18 protein-coding genes are annotated in these 17,052 nt (G+C 43.9%); 8 read left to right on the top strand and 10 right to left on the bottom strand.

All coding sequences use genetic code 11. The annotated features are described in order from the left end of the window. The 5 genes from Q7S83_02495 to Q7S83_02515 all read left to right on the top strand — a co-directional run. Positions 1-2,157: ATP-binding protein (locus Q7S83_02495; protein MDO8466988.1), on the top strand; the 2,157-nt coding region annotated here is incomplete at its 5' end. A 70-nt stretch (positions 2,158-2,227) separates the two neighbouring features. After that, positions 2,228-2,764 carry a hypothetical protein gene (locus Q7S83_02500; GenBank protein MDO8466989.1) on the top strand — a complete coding sequence of 179 codons (537 nt, stop codon included), beginning with the start codon at positions 2,228-2,230 and terminating at the stop codon, positions 2,762-2,764. 23 nt (positions 2,765-2,787) lie between these two features. After that, complete coding sequence (locus Q7S83_02505; protein MDO8466990.1) at positions 2,788-3,435, top strand: hypothetical protein; 648 nt, start codon at positions 2,788-2,790, stop codon at positions 3,433-3,435. After that, positions 3,432-4,247, top strand: coding sequence for a pilin (locus Q7S83_02510; protein MDO8466991.1), 816 nt, complete (start codon positions 3,432-3,434; stop codon positions 4,245-4,247). Before Q7S83_02505 ends, Q7S83_02510 begins: the two co-directional genes overlap by 4 nt. A 10-nt stretch (positions 4,248-4,257) precedes the next feature. Beyond that, entirely contained in the window at positions 4,258-5,352 is a 1,095-nt protein-coding gene (locus Q7S83_02515; protein ID MDO8466992.1) for a hypothetical protein, read from the top strand. A gap of 137 nt (positions 5,353-5,489) precedes the next feature. Here Q7S83_02515 and Q7S83_02520 read toward each other — a convergent pair whose 3' ends face one another. From Q7S83_02520 to rpmH, 4 genes are all read right to left on the bottom strand, one after another. Continuing rightward, entirely contained in the window at positions 5,490-5,924 is a 435-nt protein-coding gene (locus tag Q7S83_02520; GenBank protein MDO8466993.1) for a R3H domain-containing nucleic acid-binding protein, read from the bottom strand. Continuing rightward, the gene (locus tag Q7S83_02525) at positions 5,869-6,618 is read right to left on the bottom strand and encodes a YidC/Oxa1 family membrane protein insertase (GenBank protein MDO8466994.1); all 750 of its coding nucleotides are present in this window, start codon (positions 6,616-6,618) and stop codon (positions 5,869-5,871) included. The genes Q7S83_02520 and Q7S83_02525 overlap by 56 nt, the downstream gene beginning before the upstream one ends. A gap of 61 nt (positions 6,619-6,679) precedes the next feature. After that, the gene (locus Q7S83_02530) at positions 6,680-7,003 is read right to left on the bottom strand and encodes a ribonuclease P protein component (GenBank protein MDO8466995.1); all 324 of its coding nucleotides are present in this window, start codon (positions 7,001-7,003) and stop codon (positions 6,680-6,682) included. A gap of 92 nt (positions 7,004-7,095) precedes the next feature. Next, entirely contained in the window at positions 7,096-7,230 is a 135-nt protein-coding gene (gene rpmH, locus Q7S83_02535; GenBank protein MDO8466996.1) for a 50S ribosomal protein L34, read from the bottom strand. Between the two features lie 141 nt (positions 7,231-7,371). Between rpmH and dnaA the strand changes: the two genes are divergently transcribed. Together dnaA and dnaN are read left to right on the top strand one after the other, a co-directional pair. After that, entirely contained in the window at positions 7,372-8,736 is a 1,365-nt protein-coding gene (gene dnaA / locus Q7S83_02540) for a chromosomal replication initiator protein DnaA (protein MDO8466997.1), read from the top strand. Positions 8,737-8,870: 134 nt separating this feature from the next. Then, entirely contained in the window at positions 8,871-9,986 is a 1,116-nt protein-coding gene (gene dnaN, locus Q7S83_02545) for a DNA polymerase III subunit beta (GenBank protein ID MDO8466998.1), read from the top strand. Between the two features lie 119 nt (positions 9,987-10,105). Here the strand turns inward: dnaN and Q7S83_02550 are convergent, their stop codons facing one another. From Q7S83_02550 to Q7S83_02575, 6 genes are all read right to left on the bottom strand, one after another. Continuing rightward, a complete protein-coding gene (locus Q7S83_02550; protein MDO8466999.1) occupies positions 10,106-12,535 on the bottom strand; it encodes a transglycosylase domain-containing protein in 2,430 nt (809 codons plus the stop codon). Between the two features lie 73 nt (positions 12,536-12,608). After that, positions 12,609-12,812 (bottom strand): hypothetical protein, encoded by a 204-nt coding sequence (locus Q7S83_02555; protein MDO8467000.1) that lies wholly within the window; start codon positions 12,810-12,812, stop codon positions 12,609-12,611. A gap of 54 nt (positions 12,813-12,866) precedes the next feature. Next, the gene (gene ruvC, locus Q7S83_02560; GenBank protein ID MDO8467001.1) at positions 12,867-13,355 is read right to left on the bottom strand and encodes a crossover junction endodeoxyribonuclease RuvC; all 489 of its coding nucleotides are present in this window, start codon (positions 13,353-13,355) and stop codon (positions 12,867-12,869) included. A 10-nt stretch (positions 13,356-13,365) separates the two neighbouring features. After that, positions 13,366-13,902 carry a YebC/PmpR family DNA-binding transcriptional regulator gene (locus Q7S83_02565; protein MDO8467002.1) on the bottom strand — a complete coding sequence of 179 codons (537 nt, stop codon included), beginning with the start codon at positions 13,900-13,902 and terminating at the stop codon, positions 13,366-13,368. Between the two features lie 197 nt (positions 13,903-14,099). After that, positions 14,100-14,606, bottom strand: a complete 507-nt coding sequence (locus tag Q7S83_02570; protein MDO8467003.1) for a hypothetical protein — start codon at positions 14,604-14,606, stop codon at positions 14,100-14,102. Positions 14,607-14,725: 119 nt separating this feature from the next. Continuing rightward, on the bottom strand, positions 14,726-15,133 hold the full coding sequence (locus Q7S83_02575) for a hypothetical protein (GenBank protein ID MDO8467004.1): 408 nt from the start codon (positions 15,131-15,133) through the stop codon (positions 14,726-14,728). Positions 15,134-15,276: 143 nt separating this feature from the next. Between Q7S83_02575 and Q7S83_02580 the strand changes: the two genes are divergently transcribed. Next, positions 15,277-16,950 carry a GspE/PulE family protein gene (locus Q7S83_02580; protein ID MDO8467005.1) on the top strand — a complete coding sequence of 558 codons (1,674 nt, stop codon included), beginning with the start codon at positions 15,277-15,279 and terminating at the stop codon, positions 16,948-16,950. The last annotated feature ends 102 nt before the right edge of the window (positions 16,951-17,052 follow it).

Raw genomic sequence — 17,052 nt, forward strand, 5'->3', positions numbered from 1 at the left:
CTGAATATCGAAGCCTACCTTCAACGCCTCCAAGAAAGAGAGGAGAAGGAGGAGTCTAATGAACTCTTAAAAGCCCAGCTAGCTGGCTACCGTGAATTCATCCATTCTTTCGTGAGCCAAAATCCGATCATGAACAAAACGTTTTTCATGGTGGTTTCTTTCGACCCCGCTCCGGTACAAATTGGTGGCGCCTCCGGGTTAATAGAAAAGATTTTGAGCCCTTTCAAAAAAAAGAAGTTGGATCAAGAAGCGCTTCAAGCCGAAGATATAGAAAAAAACTTCCAGCACAATCTCGACCAACTCAACCAAAGAGTGGAGCGGGTAGCCGGAGGATTAAGCTCTATAGGGTTGCAGACTTTGACTTTGGACAATGAAGCCCTAATTGAGCTCTTCTATAATTTATATAATCCCGAATCTTTTGAAAAAAGAACTCTAGAAATTGCTAAGACTGAATTCAGCGGAAAAACTATCGCTGACGTGATCGCCCCCGCGGCAGCCGAAGTTAATAGTAACTATGTAAAAATTGGAGGGAAATTCGCAAAAACCCTTTTCATTTTTACTTATCCAAGATTCTTGGCGACCGGTTGGTTCGCTCCGATTATTAATATGCCCGACTTGCTGGATATTTCTATCTTCGTACACCCCGTAGACACCGCCCTCGCTTTAAAAAATCTACGCAAAAAAACGGCCCAAATCCAAGCCGAGCTTCAGGAGCAGGAATCCAAAGGAATGGTGCGCAACCCGATGCTGGAAACTGCCTTCCAAGACATTGAATCCTTGCGCGACTCCCTCCAACAAGGCCAAGAACACCTCTTTAATGTAGGCGTGTATATGACTCTTTATGGCGACACCATTGAAGACTTGAATAAACTTGAGTCTAAAATCAGCTATCAACTTGAAAGTAAGCTTATTTATGCCAAACCGGCGACTTTCCAGCAGATTGACGGCATCACCTCTACCTTCCCGCTCGGCACCGACCATCTTCTAATCCACACACCCTTAAACTCCGGGCCAGTTTCTTCATTTTTCCCGTTTGTATCCGCGAACCTGACTTCAGATGAAGGTCTGCTTTACGGCGTGAACCGGAACAATAATACGCTAATTATCTTCGACCGCTTCTCTTTGGAAAACGCCAACCTAGTGGTCTTCGCTAAGTCCGGCGCCGGCAAATCTTATGCCACCAAACTTGAGGCTTTGCGTCTACTGATGACCGGCACCGATGTATTGATTATCGACCCCGAAAACGAGTATGAATCCATGGCAAAAACAGTGGGCGGAAGCTTCTTTAAAATTTCCCTTGCTTCCGACAACCACATCAATCCTTTTGACATCCCGATTGTGCCGGAAGGAGAAAACCCAGCTGATGTATTAAAATCCCACATCGTGAATTTGGCGGGTCTTTTGAAAATTATGTTGGGTGAGATAAATACCGAAGAAGAATCCCTACTCGACCAAGCAATCTCTGAAACCTATGCCGCTTTTGATATCGTAGCCGGAAAAGATTTCTCCAAAGCCACCCCGCCACTTTTGGAAAACCTGCAAACGGTTCTCGAAAATATGCAGGGTGGGCGGAAAATAGCCGAAAGACTGTATCGCTTCACGAAAGGAAGCTACGCCGGCTTTACCAACCACGCCACCAACATTGATATCCGCAACCGATTGATTGTCTTCTCTATCCGCGATTTAGAAGATGAGCTCCGGCCAATTGCTATCTATATTATTTTAAATTTCATCTGGAACCTTATCAGAGCTGAATTAAAGAAGCGGGTAATGATTATTGATGAGGCGTGGTGGATGATGAAATACAAAGATGGCGCGTCATTCTTATTCGGCTTGGTAAAACGCGCCCGTAAATATTTCCTGGGCATCACCACTATTACTCAAGACGTGGAAGATTTCGTGAATTCTCCTTATGGCCGCCCGATTGTGACCAACTCTTCGCTCCAGCTTCTGCTTAAGCAATCTCCCGCTATGATTGACTTGGTCGCCAAAACCTTCAGCCTCACCGAAACCGAAAAGAGCCTCCTTCTGGAAGCCAATGTCGGCCAAGGATTGTTCTTCGCTGGGCCGAATCATGTCGCCATTCAGATTATCGCCTCCTACACCGAAGACCAAGTCATCACCACCAAGCCGGAACAGCTCTTGGAGCAGAGGTAAAAAAGCGACTAGCGACTAGAGTTTAGCGACTAGTTGAAAACAGGCAAAACAGAAATGGTAAAATACAGGGATGGAACATGAGCCCAAAATATCTCTCGCGGAAGCCTTCCTGCTGGTTGCTTACATTGGCCTAACCGACATTATCGGAATAATATTGGTTTTCTTTGCATTAGACGATTTTTTCATTCTGGATATCTTAACGTTTCCTGTTACCCAGATTTACTTTAGAATTAAAGGGGTATCTAAGGCCGGGTATGACATAGCAATGAATATGGCCGAGTTGATACCCTACGTCGGGGCGCTTCCCTTGAGAACAATCGGGGTGCTAATGGTAATCTCGGCCGACCGAAATCCCAGCGGCGCGACGGCTCAAATTACCAATGTTGCTTCGAAAATTAACATCAGAAATCCGAAAGGGTCTCTATCAGGCGCGGCGGTTGCAGGCAAATCAACCTCAACGATTCCGATGGCCCAATTCCCGAAGGGGCAGACAGGAATCCCGATGGCTGAAGTCCGGCCGGGGGCGGAGGAGGCGGTCCCAATGGCTCGCTTTCCGAAGGACTCAAAAGACGTTCCGATGGCTTCCGATCCGAATGCCGCACGATAGAGCAAATGAACAAATTTTTTAAAATGTCGAAATACCCTCTAGTGCTGTTGGCTTTGGGCTATGCTTTATTGGCTATTCCCGGAGCTGCTCAAATCGTCCCTGAATTCATCGTCACTTGGAGGGCTGATAGTTATGTGCCTCCCCAATATCTAGGCAAGGCCTTACCTGGTAACGAAACGAATATCGATTTGGCATTAGAGATTCTTGATGGTGGCCGGCTGGCTAATTTATCCGACAAAGAAATTCGCTGGCTCATCAACGGCGACGCTTTAAAATCGGGAACAGGGCTAAAAAATATTTCATTCATCGCCGAGGGCGTAATGGGGGACCAGGAGGTTGAAGTGACTGTTATCGGATATAAAGGCGGTGAGCCAATCGCCAAGTCACTGATTATTCCAATGACAGACCCGGAGGCGGCTATCTACAGTGGCGAAAATACTTTCCGCGCCCTTCTATATTTTTTCAACATCAAAAACCTCCAACAAGCCCTTATCAATTGGTCTGCTAACGGCTTAGCGCCCGAACAATCCAACCCCGCTCAACCCGACATTCTCAATTTAGATACCTCCGGCTTCCCTGTGGGAGAAGATATTGAAATCCAATTACAAGCTACTAACAGCAAAGATCCCCTAGAAACAGCCGGCGCCTCCATTACCGTAACGAAAAAATGAACAAAGGAATTTTAATTACCTTCTTGATCTTTATCGCATTAACCGGCGTTGTTTTTGCGGAAGAAGACCAACCATACCGCCTAATCGTACCTTTCGACGGCACATCCAACCAAGAGGTGGCCAATCCGGTCGAATACATATTCGCATTTTATAATTTTGCCTTAGGCGCAGGTGGGTTAGCGGCAGTGGCTATTATCGTTTTTGCCGGATTGAAATGGACTACCTCCGCAGGTAACGTCTCCGCTCAAAGCGAAGCCAAAGATATGATTTTAAATGCAATTCTTGGAATAGTGATGCTTTTGGGATCAATTTTGATATTACGGACGATCGACCCGAAGCTGACAACTTTGGAATTAGAAACGCTTAAGCCGGTTCTGGATCCTGCATTTAACTTCTCTGCTTACAACGAAGATATGCGAAAAGCTTGGACCGCGGCTAACCAAAGCAAGACCATACAAAACGCGGAGCGGGACCGGCTTGCAGAAGAATGTAAGAATGGATGCCCGATAGACAAACAAATTGCTCTCTATCGGGCGATAGTCGCCGGCCAAAAAGATGTGGTCACTAAGGCCGCCATAGACGTGCAAGCGGAGGAGCGGGCGGTAGCTGATAAACAAAAGGCCTACGACAAACAAATAGGGAGTTTTTACAACCCCTACAGTCAGGGCGATGTTGATGCCAAAAATAATTTAGAATATGAAAAACAACAACTCGCTGCGGCTCGGGCGAAATTAACATATGAACAAAACGCCCTCTCCGGTTATCAGGCCCAATTAGCTGCTCTCGAAAAACAAAAGGCAACTGCGAAATAACATAACAGGAATGAATAAGAAATTAAAAATAACACTCGTGGCGGCAATAGCTCTTACAATGATAATCGGCGCTTATTTTGCCTGGCAATATTTCGCCTCCGACTCTTTCGCTCCTCTGCCTCCCAGTCCAGCCGACAGCGGGTCAGAGGAACCAAGTAAGCCAGCCGCCCCGATTGCCGTTTCTAAAAATGAAGTTTTTGATTTTTGGATCAATAAACTGACCTCCGAGATTTATTACATCAATCCTCAAGGCCAAATATTCAAAATCGGCAGCGATGGAATTGAGCAGCAAATTACACCCCAATCTTTCAGTGATCTGGCCTATATCAAACCTTCTTTTGATGGCTCCGCGGTATTGATTGCCATAGGGCACTCTAAAAACCCGACCTTCTCCATCTTTAAAAGTGGCACTAAATCTTTTTCGCCACTCCCGTCGGGCACAACGGCCGCCGCCTGGGATCCAAGTTCAAATAATCGAATTGTTTACCTGAAGAATAGCGGCGCGAACAGCAGATTAAACATCTTTACTCTTAATGGGCAGAAGTCCGTTGAGATATTAAAGATTGCGCAATATGACCTTGATTTGGACTGGGTTAGGCAGGACGTTGTGTATCTAAAAACTCGCCCTTCTAATCAATATGCGGGATTTATTTTGTCATACAACATTAAGAGTGGGGCTGTGAAAAACATTGCCACTGGAGACGGTTTGCTGGTCCGTTGGTTCCCGGAATATAAGGTTGGAATTGAATGGCTCGGCAAACAGCTAAGCGTGGTGGATCTGGACAATAAAACCCTGGCCACAATTAATCTAAAAACCATCCCTTCTAAGTGCGCGTTTGAGCAACCACTTTTATTCTGCGCCGCAGTAAAAAATCAAAACTCGCTACCTCTCCGCTTTTTACCGGATAATTTCCTTAAAAAATCTCTGCGTCGCGATGAGGAAGTCTATGCTCTTTTATCTACGGATTTAGAAACTCGGCAGCGCCTCGATATTTTCAGTAAACTGCCGGCCGACAACTTCTTAGCCGATCGACTAACCATCCATGGAAACGAATTGCTGTTCTTGAATGACCTCGACCACAAACTCTACTCCCTCCCCCTCTAAACAAAACCCCGCCGTTGGCGGGGAGGTTCTTTATTCGCAATATTACCTCTTTAATTCGTTCCGGCTTTGCCGAGAATCCTCGATGAAATCGGGGCGTTATTCCCTCCCATTACTAGTCGCTAGTGGCTAATCACTATTTATATCGGCCTTACGACCACGAATCTCTCTTTTCCTTCGCCACTACTTTCGCTTTTCACGTCCGGACGGGTAGCGAGCTCCATATGGATAAGCCTGCGCTCATAAGAGTTCATCGCCGGCAACTTAACCTCCGCCTTGGTGATGAGAACCTTCCTCGCGGCTGCCTTAGCCAACTCCACAATCAGGTTTTCCCGCTCTTTGCGGTAGTTGTTGATATCCACAAACAAGTTCTCCACAATGCCGTGCTTTTTCGCGAGCAAATTAGCCAATCGCTCAAAATCGGCAACTAAGTACGGGAGGTGCTCTTTAATCCACTCACCCTCATTTACAAACACAATAACCTTGCGAGCCTCCGCGTTGAAGTCTACGCTCGGCTCTTTAAGCCCGAGCAGATCCAGAATTGTTTTTATTTTCGTTTTGAATTCTTCCGTCATTTTTTCTTAAAGATTTATTAATTAATAACTGCTGAAATATAGAGAAAGCGGAAGAGGTCAGCCAATAAAGGCCGATGGCCGATGGCAGACTACTTAAGATAACTATCGAAAGCACCGGCCCAATGAAAATCATATTCCGCGACATTCTCGCCATCGGCGAGTCGTCGTTGCCGGACTTCTTTGGCAGGCTCAACTTCCCTTGGAAATACTGTAAAACGGCGGCTAAAACTACAATCAATATACTTCGGCTCTTCAAATCAATCAAGCCCAAAGAGATGTTATGTATGGTGTCCGGGGCGGAAATGAATGAGTAGAGGTTAGAAAAGGACTCGGGGGACAAACCGGCTAGAAATAGCCGATAAAGCACTATCAATATCGGCAACTGGACCAATATCAGGAAAAATCCCGAAAAAGGGTTAACTTGGTGCTGTTTATAGAGAGCCATCAAGGCCTGCGCTTGTTTTTCCCTATCATTTTTGTGGTCGTGTTGAATTCTCTGAATATCCGGCTGAATCTTCTGCATCAGCGTCTGATTTTTGAAGCTATGATAGAAGAGAGGATAAAGGACGCCACGAATCAGAACAGTCAGTAAAATAATCGCCACTCCAAGATCTTCGAAAGCTACATACTTATAAAGAAAAACCAGCGCGTTAAACATCGGCTGGTATAAAATTATATTGAAGAAATTACCCATAGAACTTCAAGTATTAAGTATATAGTAGTCGGTATTAAGTATGGAACAGCTGGGTCGGCTACTACTCTGAGGCTACATTTAAGAGCCGTTTGAGCTCTTCCACGAAAGCGCCATTCGCCAACCCAACGGCTGGAGCAAGAATGGTGATCCAATAATCGGCGACGGGTAAATCCTTTCCATGAATCCGAAAGTCATTAAAGAGGGTACGTTTGAGCAAGTTGCGTTTAGCCGCTTTGGGGGCGGTTTTGGCGCTAATAGTAACCCCAAACCGGCTGAAGGGCAGGTCTGCGGGAAACACCTTAAGAGTGAAATTAGGGCTTTTAAACAACTTTCCCCGTTTACCGGGGAAAAGTTGTATAGGAAGCTTGAATTTCTTAGCAATCATTGCTCAAAAATAGTATTAAGTATTATGTGTTCAGTATTCTGTATAAAATCCTATACTGACTACTTAATACTAGATACTTAATACTGGCTAACCTAAACGGTTAGCCTCTTGCGGCCCTTTCTGCGTCTAGCTTGAAGAGTTCGGCGGCCTCCATGAGTGCGGCTCCGCTTTCGGAAACCGTGCGTACGCGCTCGCTTTCTCTTTTTGGGTTGATACGTTCTCGACATAGTTCACTTATTTAATCTCAAAAGGAGAAAAAAAGCAAGTTTTTAAAAAATCGTTGTATAAAAATAGTTATCCACATATAATTAACATATTACTAAATCAATCGCTTTCTTCTTTATTAAAAATTTCTCTAAACTGTAATCATGGAACTAGAAGAACTCTGGAAGTCAGCGTTAGGAGAAATAGAAGTTCAACTTTCTAAACCAAATTTTCTTACCTGGTTTAAAAATAGCCGCTTGATAGATAAAAAAGACGGAGCCGCTTTAGTTGGTCTCCAAAGTAACTTCGCCAAAGACTGGGTGCAGGATAAATATTACAAAATCGTCTTGGGAGCCTTGCGCAATATCGACGACAGCACTAAAAAAATAGATTTTATAGTCCACAACAACCTCGAGGCCGCGGTTAAGATAGCTGAGTCCAAAGCCAAGTCCTCCAACCAGAACAACCAGCAAATATTCAATGAATTAAGAATCGATCCCGAGACAAATCTTAATCCTAAGTATTCTCTAAACTCTTTCGTAGTTGGATCATCAAACGAAATGGCTTATGCGGCCGCGCAGGCGATTATTAAAGACGTGGGAAGAAAATATAATCCTTTATTTATACACGGCGGCGTTGGCGTGGGGAAAACCCATTTAATTCAAGCCATCGGCAACGAAGCAAAAAGCACCTACCAAAATAAAATAAAAGTGAAATACGTGCCGTCTGAAAAATTCACCAACGAAGTGATTTGGGCGATGCGCAACAAGCGGATGGAAACGATTAAAGAAAAATATCGGTTGATTGATATTTTAATTATCGACGACATTCAGTTTATCGGCGGCAAAACCCGGACCGAGGAGGAGTTCTTCCACACATTCAATGCTTTATATGAAAACAACAAGCAAATAATCATCTCCTCCGACCGCCCCCCAAGCTTCATTCCGACCCTAGAAGAGCGCCTACGCTCGCGTTTTGAGGGCGGAATGATTATTGATATCGGCCAACCTGATTATGAGCTTAGGGTGGCAGTTTTGAAGGCAAAAGCTCAAGAAAAAGGGATTAACGTGTCTCCGGAGGTTCTTGATTTGATCGCCAATAAGGTAAAAAAGAATCTTCGAGAGTTGGAGGGTGTATTAAATCGGATCCTTTTCTATCAACAAACAAAGAATCAGGACATCACTTTGAAAATTGCCGAGCAAATTGTGAGTGAAAACGTGCAATCTCCCATCCAACAAAATCTGAATCCTGCTCAAGTTATAAAAGTCGTCGCTGAATTCTTCGACGTGCCGACAGCCGACCTGATAGGGCGCGGCCGGAAGAAAGAAATCGTGGAACCACGGCAAATTGCAATGTACTTACTGCGTGACGTTTTAGATCTTTCGTTTCCTTTTATTGGGGAGAAGGTGGGGAAAAGAGACCATACTACAGCGATGTACGCTTTCGAGAAAATCTCACAAGATGTGAATAAAAATCAAAATTTAAACCATAAAATCATGATGATTAAAGAGAAGTTAACAAAGGGTTAAGAGAATATTGGCAGTTAATCCACAGTCGGTTTCGAAAAGAGAAAGTTAAAGTGTCAGGTTCCATCGGCTAAAAATTCAAATAAAGAAAAGTTGTACACAAATCCACAGTCCCTATTACTACTACTAATTATCTTATGAAAATAATAATACTAAAAGAAAACTTGAAAGAATCACTGTCGGCAGTGGAGAAGGCTGTATCAGAAAATAGTAGTTTGCCGATATTGAAAAATGTATTGTTAAAAACTTACAATAATCGAATTAAAATTGCCGCCACTAATCTTAATTTAGCGATTACTAAAATGACTTCCGGGAAAATAATAGAAGAAGGAGGTTTAACTGTGCCTTTTTCAACTTTTTATAGCCTTGTGAATAATAGTGATAATGAAAGAATTACTCTAGAAACTGAAGGGAATAATTTAATTTTTAAAACCGATAATTACAGCGCTAAGATTCAAGGGGTTAATCAGGAAGAATTTCCGATAATTCCTAAAATGGAGAATGAGGATAGTTTTATTGAGATTGATAACACTTTCTTTAAAGATTCTATATATAAAGTTTTAAATGCCGCTCAAATATCAGAAATTCGTCCGGAGATTAGCGGGGTTTTGATGGATTTTCAGATAACACAAATAAAATTAGTGGCAACAGATGCTTTTCGGTTAGCTCAAAAAGTGATTAATAATAATCAATTTAAAACTAATTTTAACCAAGGGTTTAAAGTTACTGTTCCTTTAAAGACTATCAGCGAGGTAATCAAGATATTTCCGGAAAATCAACCGATTAAAATATATGTAGACTCTAATCAAATACTTTTCCGGAATGAAGATATTGAATTGATTTCCAGAGTGATTGATGGGGAATACCCGGACTATGAGCAAATCATTCCTAAGTCTATTGATAACGAAATTACTATTAATAAAGATCAATTAGTGAATGCGGTGAAGTTGGCCAGTAATTTTTCCGGTAAGACAAACGATGTGAAACTAAAAATTAATGAAAATAAGAAAGTTCTGGAAGTCTATTCCGCTAGTCAATATTTAGGGGAGAATAATTATATGATTCCGGTTAAGTTAAAAGGAGTAGGGTTCGATGAGATATCTTTTAACTGGCGTTATTTCTTGGATGGTTTGAAAACTATCGACAACGAGAATTTGGTTTTCGGTGTTAATGACACTAATAAACCGTCAGTAATAAAACCGGTTGAGGATGCATCTTATTTCTATATTTTGATGCCCATCAAGACGGTATAGATAAAGTAGAAAGTAGACAGTAGTAAGCAAGGAAAAAAGAAATAAAAAAATCGGGTTGTAAGGCCCGGTTTTTTGTTCTTATGTTTTTCTACTTACTACTTACTACCGGCTACTCGCTACTACTTGTACAGTATTAATTCCCGGGAGGTTTTATTGTTGAGATCATCGGTAATGGTCAATTTAAAGAAATTTTGAAGCTCTATGTCGGATAAATTTAAGTTTTTTACGTAAACAAATTCTTTTCCTTGGCTGACTTGTTGGTCTATTAATTTATCGTTGAAGAATACTTCTACCTTTTTTATATTATTGGCGGATTTAATATTCGCCACGATATTTAAAGGATTTCTGATAAAGCTGCCGTTTAATGGGGTTACGAGGTCTAAAGTAAGATTACTTTCTGATTCGCTTTTAATATAAGCTCCGGCAGGAATCGGTTTGTTGTATATCTGATCAAAATTAGGAATATTAATTTTTGCCCAAGCGATAGTTGGGTCTTCCCAGTTTAAGAATTGGGCATCGTTTTCCGGTTCGCTCGGATAAGGTCCGAGGGGATTATTTTTACTGACATAATATAAAATATCGTGGATTTGCGGAATCTTTTCACTGCCAAACCAATAATTGACAACATATTCTCCTTTTAAAATTGGTTTCTCCACATAAATAGGATCTGGTTGAGCGAAGGAATCAGTTGGCATTTCTCTTAAAGCCTCTCTCATAAAAGAACTCCACATCGGAATAGCGGCCAGAAGACTACTACCTCTTTTTTGCATCGGAGTATTATCGTTGTTGCCTGCCCAAACTCCGACTACGAGAGATTTTGTGTAGCCGATAGTCCAAGCGTCCCGATAGTCGTTGGTTGTGCCGGTTTTCAAAGCAACTTCTTGGTTAGGGAAAAGCGTCAAACCTAGGCTGTTTTGGAAAAGTACAGAGCGGCTTTCTATATCGGAGAGGATGTTGTTAATCATTCTAGCGTATTGCGCCTCGATGACATTTTCCGGTTGGTCAGAATATTCCTCCAAAATTCTCTCTTTGTCGGAAACCTTAAGAACTAGGCTTTGTGTATGTTTGATTCCATCTTGGGCGAAAACAGAATAGGCATTTACTAAGTCAATTAATTTAGCTTCGCCTCCTCCTAAAACCAGTGATAGTCCGTAACGACTTCTTTCGGTTAAAGTGGTGATTCCGAAAGCCTTAGTCAGTTTTAAAAAATTATCTATTCCGGCCAGGTATAAGGTTTTGATAGATGGAATGTTTATAGATTGGCTTAATCCCTGGCGTAAAGTTACCGGGCCGCGGAATATTTCGTCAAAGTTTTGAGGTTTGTAGCTTTTCTCCGGGTTTCCGGTGTTGTCGAATTCCGTTTCTACGTCAAAAACGATCGTATCGGGCGTGTAGCCCTTTTTAAAAGCCGCTACGTAAGCGAAGGGTTTGATAGTAGAACCCGGCTGTCGCAAGCCCTGAGCCGCGACGTTGAAATTCCCCTGCGCCTTGGTATCAAAATAATTTCTCGAGCCTACCAAGGCCAGAATTTGGCCGGTGTTGGCATCCTGGGCAATCAAGGCTGCATTTTTTCCGGCGTACAACTCCTCATTCCTTTGTGCTCCCTCCTCGACGGCCTTTTCTGCCTGTTCCTGTAATTTCCAATCCAAAGAGGTAATCACTTCTAATCCGGCCGTTCGGACAAAGTCTTCACCATATTTATTATTCAGATAATCCTGGACCATAATCACGAAATGAGGAGCTTTGATTGTCGTGAAGTTTGGTGAAAATTTAAATTTGAATTTTTGGGCCTTTTCTTTTTCCTCCTCGGTGATGAATCCGGACTCGACCATTTTTTCCAGAACCGTATTTTTGCGCGCCAATAGTTCTTTTTCGTGGCTTCCATATGGAGAAAAATAAGAAGGCGCCTTCGGTAAACTCGCCAAAAGAGCCGCCTCTGCCAGGTTCAGATCTTTGGCGTTTTTATCAAAAAAAGCTTTACTAGCCGCTTCGATGCCATAGGCATTTGATCCATAAGGAATTTGATTTAAATAAAGACTTAAAATTTCATCTTTAGTGTATTCTTTCTCAAGTTTAATAGACAAAAAAAGCTCTTTTATTTTTCTAGTGACCGTGCGGTCGTCGGTTAAGAAGGCTTTTTTTACGAGCTGTTGGGTAATAGTGGAGCCGCCTTGGTCTATGCGCCCCTTGAGTAAATTTACCCCGAAGGCACGCAGGATTCCTTTCCAGTCTACTGCTCCGTGGTTGTAGAAGTTGTCATCCTCGATGGAGATGGCTGCCTGCTTTGCATAGGCGGGGATCTCTTCGAATGGAATGATGGTGCGCTTCTCTTCTCCGTGTATTTCATAAAGCAATGTTTCTCCGGTACGGTCATATATCTTCGTAGATTCAGAAACCTGACGGCTGACTAGAATGTCCGTATCGGGTAAGTCTTTTATAAGCAAAAAGAAATAAGCTAGGCCGACAAACAGCAGGCCGCCTATTACTGTCAATATATATCGGTAGTGTTTAAGAGGAAATTTGACTAAAAACTTTAAAAACTTCTTCATACTAGAGTATTTGAGCATTGCCTATATTATAACGTAAAACCCCCGAGTTCAACTCGAGGGCTTTACGTTAGGTTTAGAATTCGTCTTCTTTGGACAATTCTTCTTCCTTAAGCTTTTCCACACTTTCCGTTTTCTCTTCTCCTTCTTCGTCGTCATCAACTAACAAATCGTCTTTATCTCCATCGGCATCGGCATCCTCTTCTTCATCCATCGGGTCGAGATCGTCCCCGGCCATATTTAAAAGATATTTTTCCTCTTCCATTGTTGATTTTTTCATAGAGCGACCTTTGATATTTTTTTTACTAAATAATAAAAAAGATTATATATCGGTTTATTTTGCTGTCAACCCCCGCTCCAGCTTTTGATGACTGGCGGCAGTCAGGGCGATGGCGATAGCATCTACCGCATCATCATAGCCTTTTAGCTCCGGTATTTTTAATATACTTTTCACCATTTTAGCCACACCCTGTTTGTCTATGAGGCCATTGCCGGCGACATTTGATTTAACTTCAGTCGGGCCATACTCAACAATCGGGATGTTTTTTGCTATTAAAGCCGCCAGTAATACTCCACGGGCCTGCGCTACTGCCATAGCGGTTTTTTGATTTTTAGCAAAGAAGATTTTTTCAATCGCCGCCAATTCCGGATTTGAGTCTTTGAGTAGTTTTTCGAATTTTTTTGAAAAATTGGCTATTTTTTCTGTAAGAGTTTTTTCTCGGGCCTCGATTACTCCATAGTCAATCAGGCGAAGTCCGCCGGCCGTTTCGATCAAGCCGAACCCGATTCTGGAAGTTCCCGGGTCTATTCCTAATATGCGCATTAGTTTTTAACTATAGCTGTTCGTTGGTCATAACGTTTTGAACGTCGTTATGTTCTCCGAGCGCTTCTTTAATAGATAGCAGTTTTGTTTTTCCCTCCGGAGTCATGGCTTGGGTGAATTTCGCCTTCCATTCTCCGTTTCCGCCAGCTGGCGGATCAAACGACCACATCACGCTTCCTTGGGTAGCCATTTTCGCTCCCTTCTCGTCGAGTAGGTGGCGGATTTCTGAAACAGTTCGATTGCTGTTATCGGTAATCGCCTCGATGATTATTCCGACTCCTTCCGGACCATAAGCTTCAATTGTTACCTCGGTGAGATCTTTAGCCTCCGATGCTTTATTAATTGCTCTGTTGATATTGTCTAATGGCACATTTCCGGCTCTGGCTCGCTCAATAGCAGAACGAAGTTTGAGGTTGGTATCCGGATTCGGATCTAATTTAGCGTGCAGAGCAATCACTGCTAGCAGTTTAGAGTAGGAAAGACTTCTCTTCGCGTCTTGCTCCCCCTTTCTATCTTTTATCTGACTCCATTTATTATGGCCGGACATGTCTTGATTCTAAAGATTAGCAGCCCGTTGGGCAAGGTTAAAGTAATCCTACGCTACGCCCGGTGCCAAAATATTTTGGCACCGGGCTACGCTCAGGATTGCTACTGCTAACCAAATTTTCTGCTTCTTTGAATTGAAAATTTGGAGCAGTAGGTAAAAAAAGCCCCACGCTTTCGCGTGGGGGGCTGTGTTTTCTGTTAGGTCGGGATCGGCCCTTCGGAGCGTACCCTCGGAACGCTCGAGGCCCTGGTAGGCAGAGCAGTGGGAGCGATTGGTATCTCCACTAGTTCTGCAATCAGCACTCCCAAGCTCTGTTGGGCCTGAACGTCTGGCTGACGTACCGCCGGTGGCCGGGTGGCGAACTTCGACGTCTCTCGCTCGCCGGGTTTCTTCGAATCGGACTCGGAGATTTTCTTTGGCTCGAACTTCTGACTCGGCCGTTCGATGTGACTCCCCACGAAAGAAAAGGCAATCGTGATGGTCACATCTACCCGAGATTTTTCCGGGTTGTAGCACTGACTCTGTGCGAGGGAGAGGATCCGGAATCCATCCTTTTTCGTGACCTCGCCGGCCATGAACTGTTCCATAGCGTCCTGAATCGTACCAGAGAGCTGACTCTTCACGATACTCGCTCCCTTTCCGGAAATGGCCAACTCCGAGATGCCGACCAACGTGACGATGTCGTGAACGATGACGTCTTGCATAAGCTACTCCTTGACTGGGGGGGGGTGTTTTTTCCGGAAGCGTTGTGCTTCCGGAAGATGGCCGAGGTGGGAGTTGAACTTGCTTACCGCAGGCAGGCCCACAAAGGCTTAAGTCTCCGTCATTTTCTTGCCTGCAAGTCGCGGGTATTAATCACCCACGTCTCACAGTCCGCCTGGTATTTTTCCAGAGAGAATGAAGATTCGGTCACACCGATCATTTTGTCGTCGACGTCGTACGCCTTAACGACCGCACAGTATTCTTTCCGGTTATCCGAAAAATTGCGGGCACTGAAGGAAAAATCCTGTCCCGGAAGCACGTAGACATAATCTCCAGCTTCATTCTTTCTGTTGATGATTTTTCCGTTCAACAGAATGACGAAGCGGGCGTCTGCCGTGTTGTTCACGACGGTCCAATTGGTGGCCGTCGCCGAGAAGATTGACCATCCACCAATCTTTCCGGTGATGGTTCCACAGCCACACAAAAAGTAGGGCACAATCATCAGTAGAACCGAGAGAATCTTTCCCACGTGACACCTCTTAAAATTGGGTTGTTTTTGCCTCTTTTTCAAAGACCTAATAACTGCGTTAATATAGCATATATTAACCGGCATGTCAATAAGGGCAGAACCCCTAGTTTACAGGGACTTATTTTGAGAATATTCTGAAATTAATGGTGGAGGCGTTAAAAACTTTGGATGAACAGCTTTTAAAAATACGGCGGGAAGCCGAAGAAAGAGACGCGCAAAATCGGGCCTCATCTGTGGGGTTGCCATATCTTAATTTAGCCACCGCTCCCGTACAAATAGACGCCCTTAAAATAGTTAAAGAAGAAGAGGCGCGCCGCTTATTAGTGGCCCCTTTTCAATTAAAAGAGGGAGAGGTGGCTTTGGCGGTTTTTGACCCGAAGGCGGCAGGAGTGGCGGATTTATTAAAAAGACTGGAGGATGCCGGCAGGAAGGCGAAGCTGTTTTTGGCATCAGCGAGCGGGTTGAATCACGTTTGGAGTTTTTATAAATTTCTTCCTCCGGAAACTGATGAAATTACCGGCAAAGTTGCTATTGAGGCGAGTAGGGTTGCCGAACTGAAGCAGAAATTGACCGACCTTGAAAAGATTAAAACAGAGATTGCGACTTTTGATTTTAAAACTTTTCCGACCGGGCTCATTTTGGAAGTAGTGCTCGCCGGAGCTCTAAATAACCGAGTCTCTGATATTCACTTTGAGTCCGAAGAGAAGGGGGTGCGCCTCCGTTTCCGAATCGACGGACTTTTGCATGATGTCATCCCGGATCTCCCCACCAGCATTTACAAATTTTTAGTTTCCCGAATTAAACTGCTTTCCAATTTAAAACTTAACGTGACGAATACTCCGCAAGACGGCCGCTTTACTATCGGGTTAGAAAGCGTGGATGTTGAAATGCGTGTTTCCATTATTCCTTCAGAATTTGGCGAAACGATTGTAATGCGTATTTTAGACCCTTCGGCCATCAGGCTTACGCTCGCTCAATTGGGTTTGCGTAAAGATGATTTGGTAATCATTCAGGAAGAGTTAAAGAAACCCAATGGAATGGTGCTTAATACCGGACCGACCGGTTCAGGCAAAACCACGACTCTCTACGCCTTCTTGCTTAGCAAGCTTTCCAGCGGGACAAAGATGATTACTATCGAAGATCCTATCGAATACCACCTGCAGGGAGTGGAACAGACCCAAGTGGACGCGGACGCCGGTTATGACTTCGCCTCCGGCTTGCGCTCCATTATGCGCCAAGACCCGGACGTCATTTTAGTTGGTGAGGTGCGCGACAAAGAAACCGGTGACATTGCCGTCCAAGCCGCTCTGACCGGTCACTTAGTTTTCTCGACTCTGCATGCCAACTCTGCCGCCGGCGCCATCCCTCGGTTTCTAGATCTTGGCGTAAAAACAGCCAGCTTAGGCCCTGCTCTGTCCTTAGTAATCGCTCAACGGTTAGTCCGGCAGCTTTGTGAGTTCTGTAAGATAGCGGAAAAACCATCTGCCGAAATAGAGAGCAAACTAAAGCACTTTTTTACGTCCTTGCCGAAAAGAGTAGATAGGAAGGACTACGAAAAAATAAAGATATTTAAACCGAAAGGCTGCCTGAAGTGTGTAGGAATCGGCTATAAAGGCCGCGTGGCGGTCATGGAGTTGCTTTTGGTGGACGAGGGCTTGGAGGAAATAATCAATCCGGAGATCGGCGAGGCCGCAATCCAGCATTACGCAATCAAACAGGGAATGGTAACAATGCAACAGGATGGAGTTCTAAAAACTATCTCTGGAATCACGACTTTCGATGAAGTGGAGGGTGTTACCGGACCGATTAAGTGGTAGCGCGCATATTAACAAAAACCAGCGGCTATTCCGCTGGTTAATGAGTTGAAGACATTGATCTGTGGGCAAATCCCGAGGTAAGTCGGGAGATATATAAAGGCT

Source organism: bacterium, from assembly GCA_030646995.1.
GTDB lineage: Bacteria > Patescibacteriota > Minisyncoccia > UBA6257 > WO2-44-18 > JAUSKF01.

Excerpts from the sequence above, each read along its gene's own strand:
- Q7S83_02500 (MDO8466989.1), top strand. The coding sequence starts at position 2,228 with ATGGAACATGAGCCCAAAATATCTCTCGCGGAAGCCTTCCTGCTGGTT.
- Q7S83_02505 (MDO8466990.1), top strand. The coding sequence starts at position 2,788 with ATGTCGAAATACCCTCTAGTGCTGTTGGCTTTGGGCTATGCTTTATTG.
- Q7S83_02510 (MDO8466991.1), top strand. The coding sequence starts at position 3,432 with ATGAACAAAGGAATTTTAATTACCTTCTTGATCTTTATCGCATTAACC.
- Q7S83_02515 (MDO8466992.1), top strand. The coding sequence starts at position 4,258 with ATGAATAAGAAATTAAAAATAACACTCGTGGCGGCAATAGCTCTTACA.
- Q7S83_02520 (MDO8466993.1), bottom strand. The coding sequence starts at position 5,924 with ATGACGGAAGAATTCAAAACGAAAATAAAAACAATTCTGGATCTGCTC.
- Q7S83_02525 (MDO8466994.1), bottom strand. The coding sequence starts at position 6,618 with ATGGGTAATTTCTTCAATATAATTTTATACCAGCCGATGTTTAACGCG.
- Q7S83_02530 (MDO8466995.1), bottom strand. The coding sequence starts at position 7,003 with ATGATTGCTAAGAAATTCAAGCTTCCTATACAACTTTTCCCCGGTAAA.
- rpmH (MDO8466996.1), bottom strand. The coding sequence starts at position 7,230 with ATGTCGAGAACGTATCAACCCAAAAAGAGAAAGCGAGCGCGTACGCAC.
- dnaA (MDO8466997.1), top strand. The coding sequence starts at position 7,372 with ATGGAACTAGAAGAACTCTGGAAGTCAGCGTTAGGAGAAATAGAAGTT.
- dnaN (MDO8466998.1), top strand. The coding sequence starts at position 8,871 with ATGAAAATAATAATACTAAAAGAAAACTTGAAAGAATCACTGTCGGCA.
- Q7S83_02550 (MDO8466999.1), bottom strand. The coding sequence starts at position 12,535 with ATGAAGAAGTTTTTAAAGTTTTTAGTCAAATTTCCTCTTAAACACTAC.
- Q7S83_02555 (MDO8467000.1), bottom strand. The coding sequence starts at position 12,812 with ATGAAAAAATCAACAATGGAAGAGGAAAAATATCTTTTAAATATGGCC.
- ruvC (MDO8467001.1), bottom strand. The coding sequence starts at position 13,355 with ATGCGCATATTAGGAATAGACCCGGGAACTTCCAGAATCGGGTTCGGC.
- Q7S83_02565 (MDO8467002.1), bottom strand. The coding sequence starts at position 13,902 with ATGTCCGGCCATAATAAATGGAGTCAGATAAAAGATAGAAAGGGGGAG.
- Q7S83_02570 (MDO8467003.1), bottom strand. The coding sequence starts at position 14,606 with ATGCAAGACGTCATCGTTCACGACATCGTCACGTTGGTCGGCATCTCG.
- Q7S83_02580 (MDO8467005.1), top strand. The coding sequence starts at position 15,277 with ATGGTGGAGGCGTTAAAAACTTTGGATGAACAGCTTTTAAAAATACGG.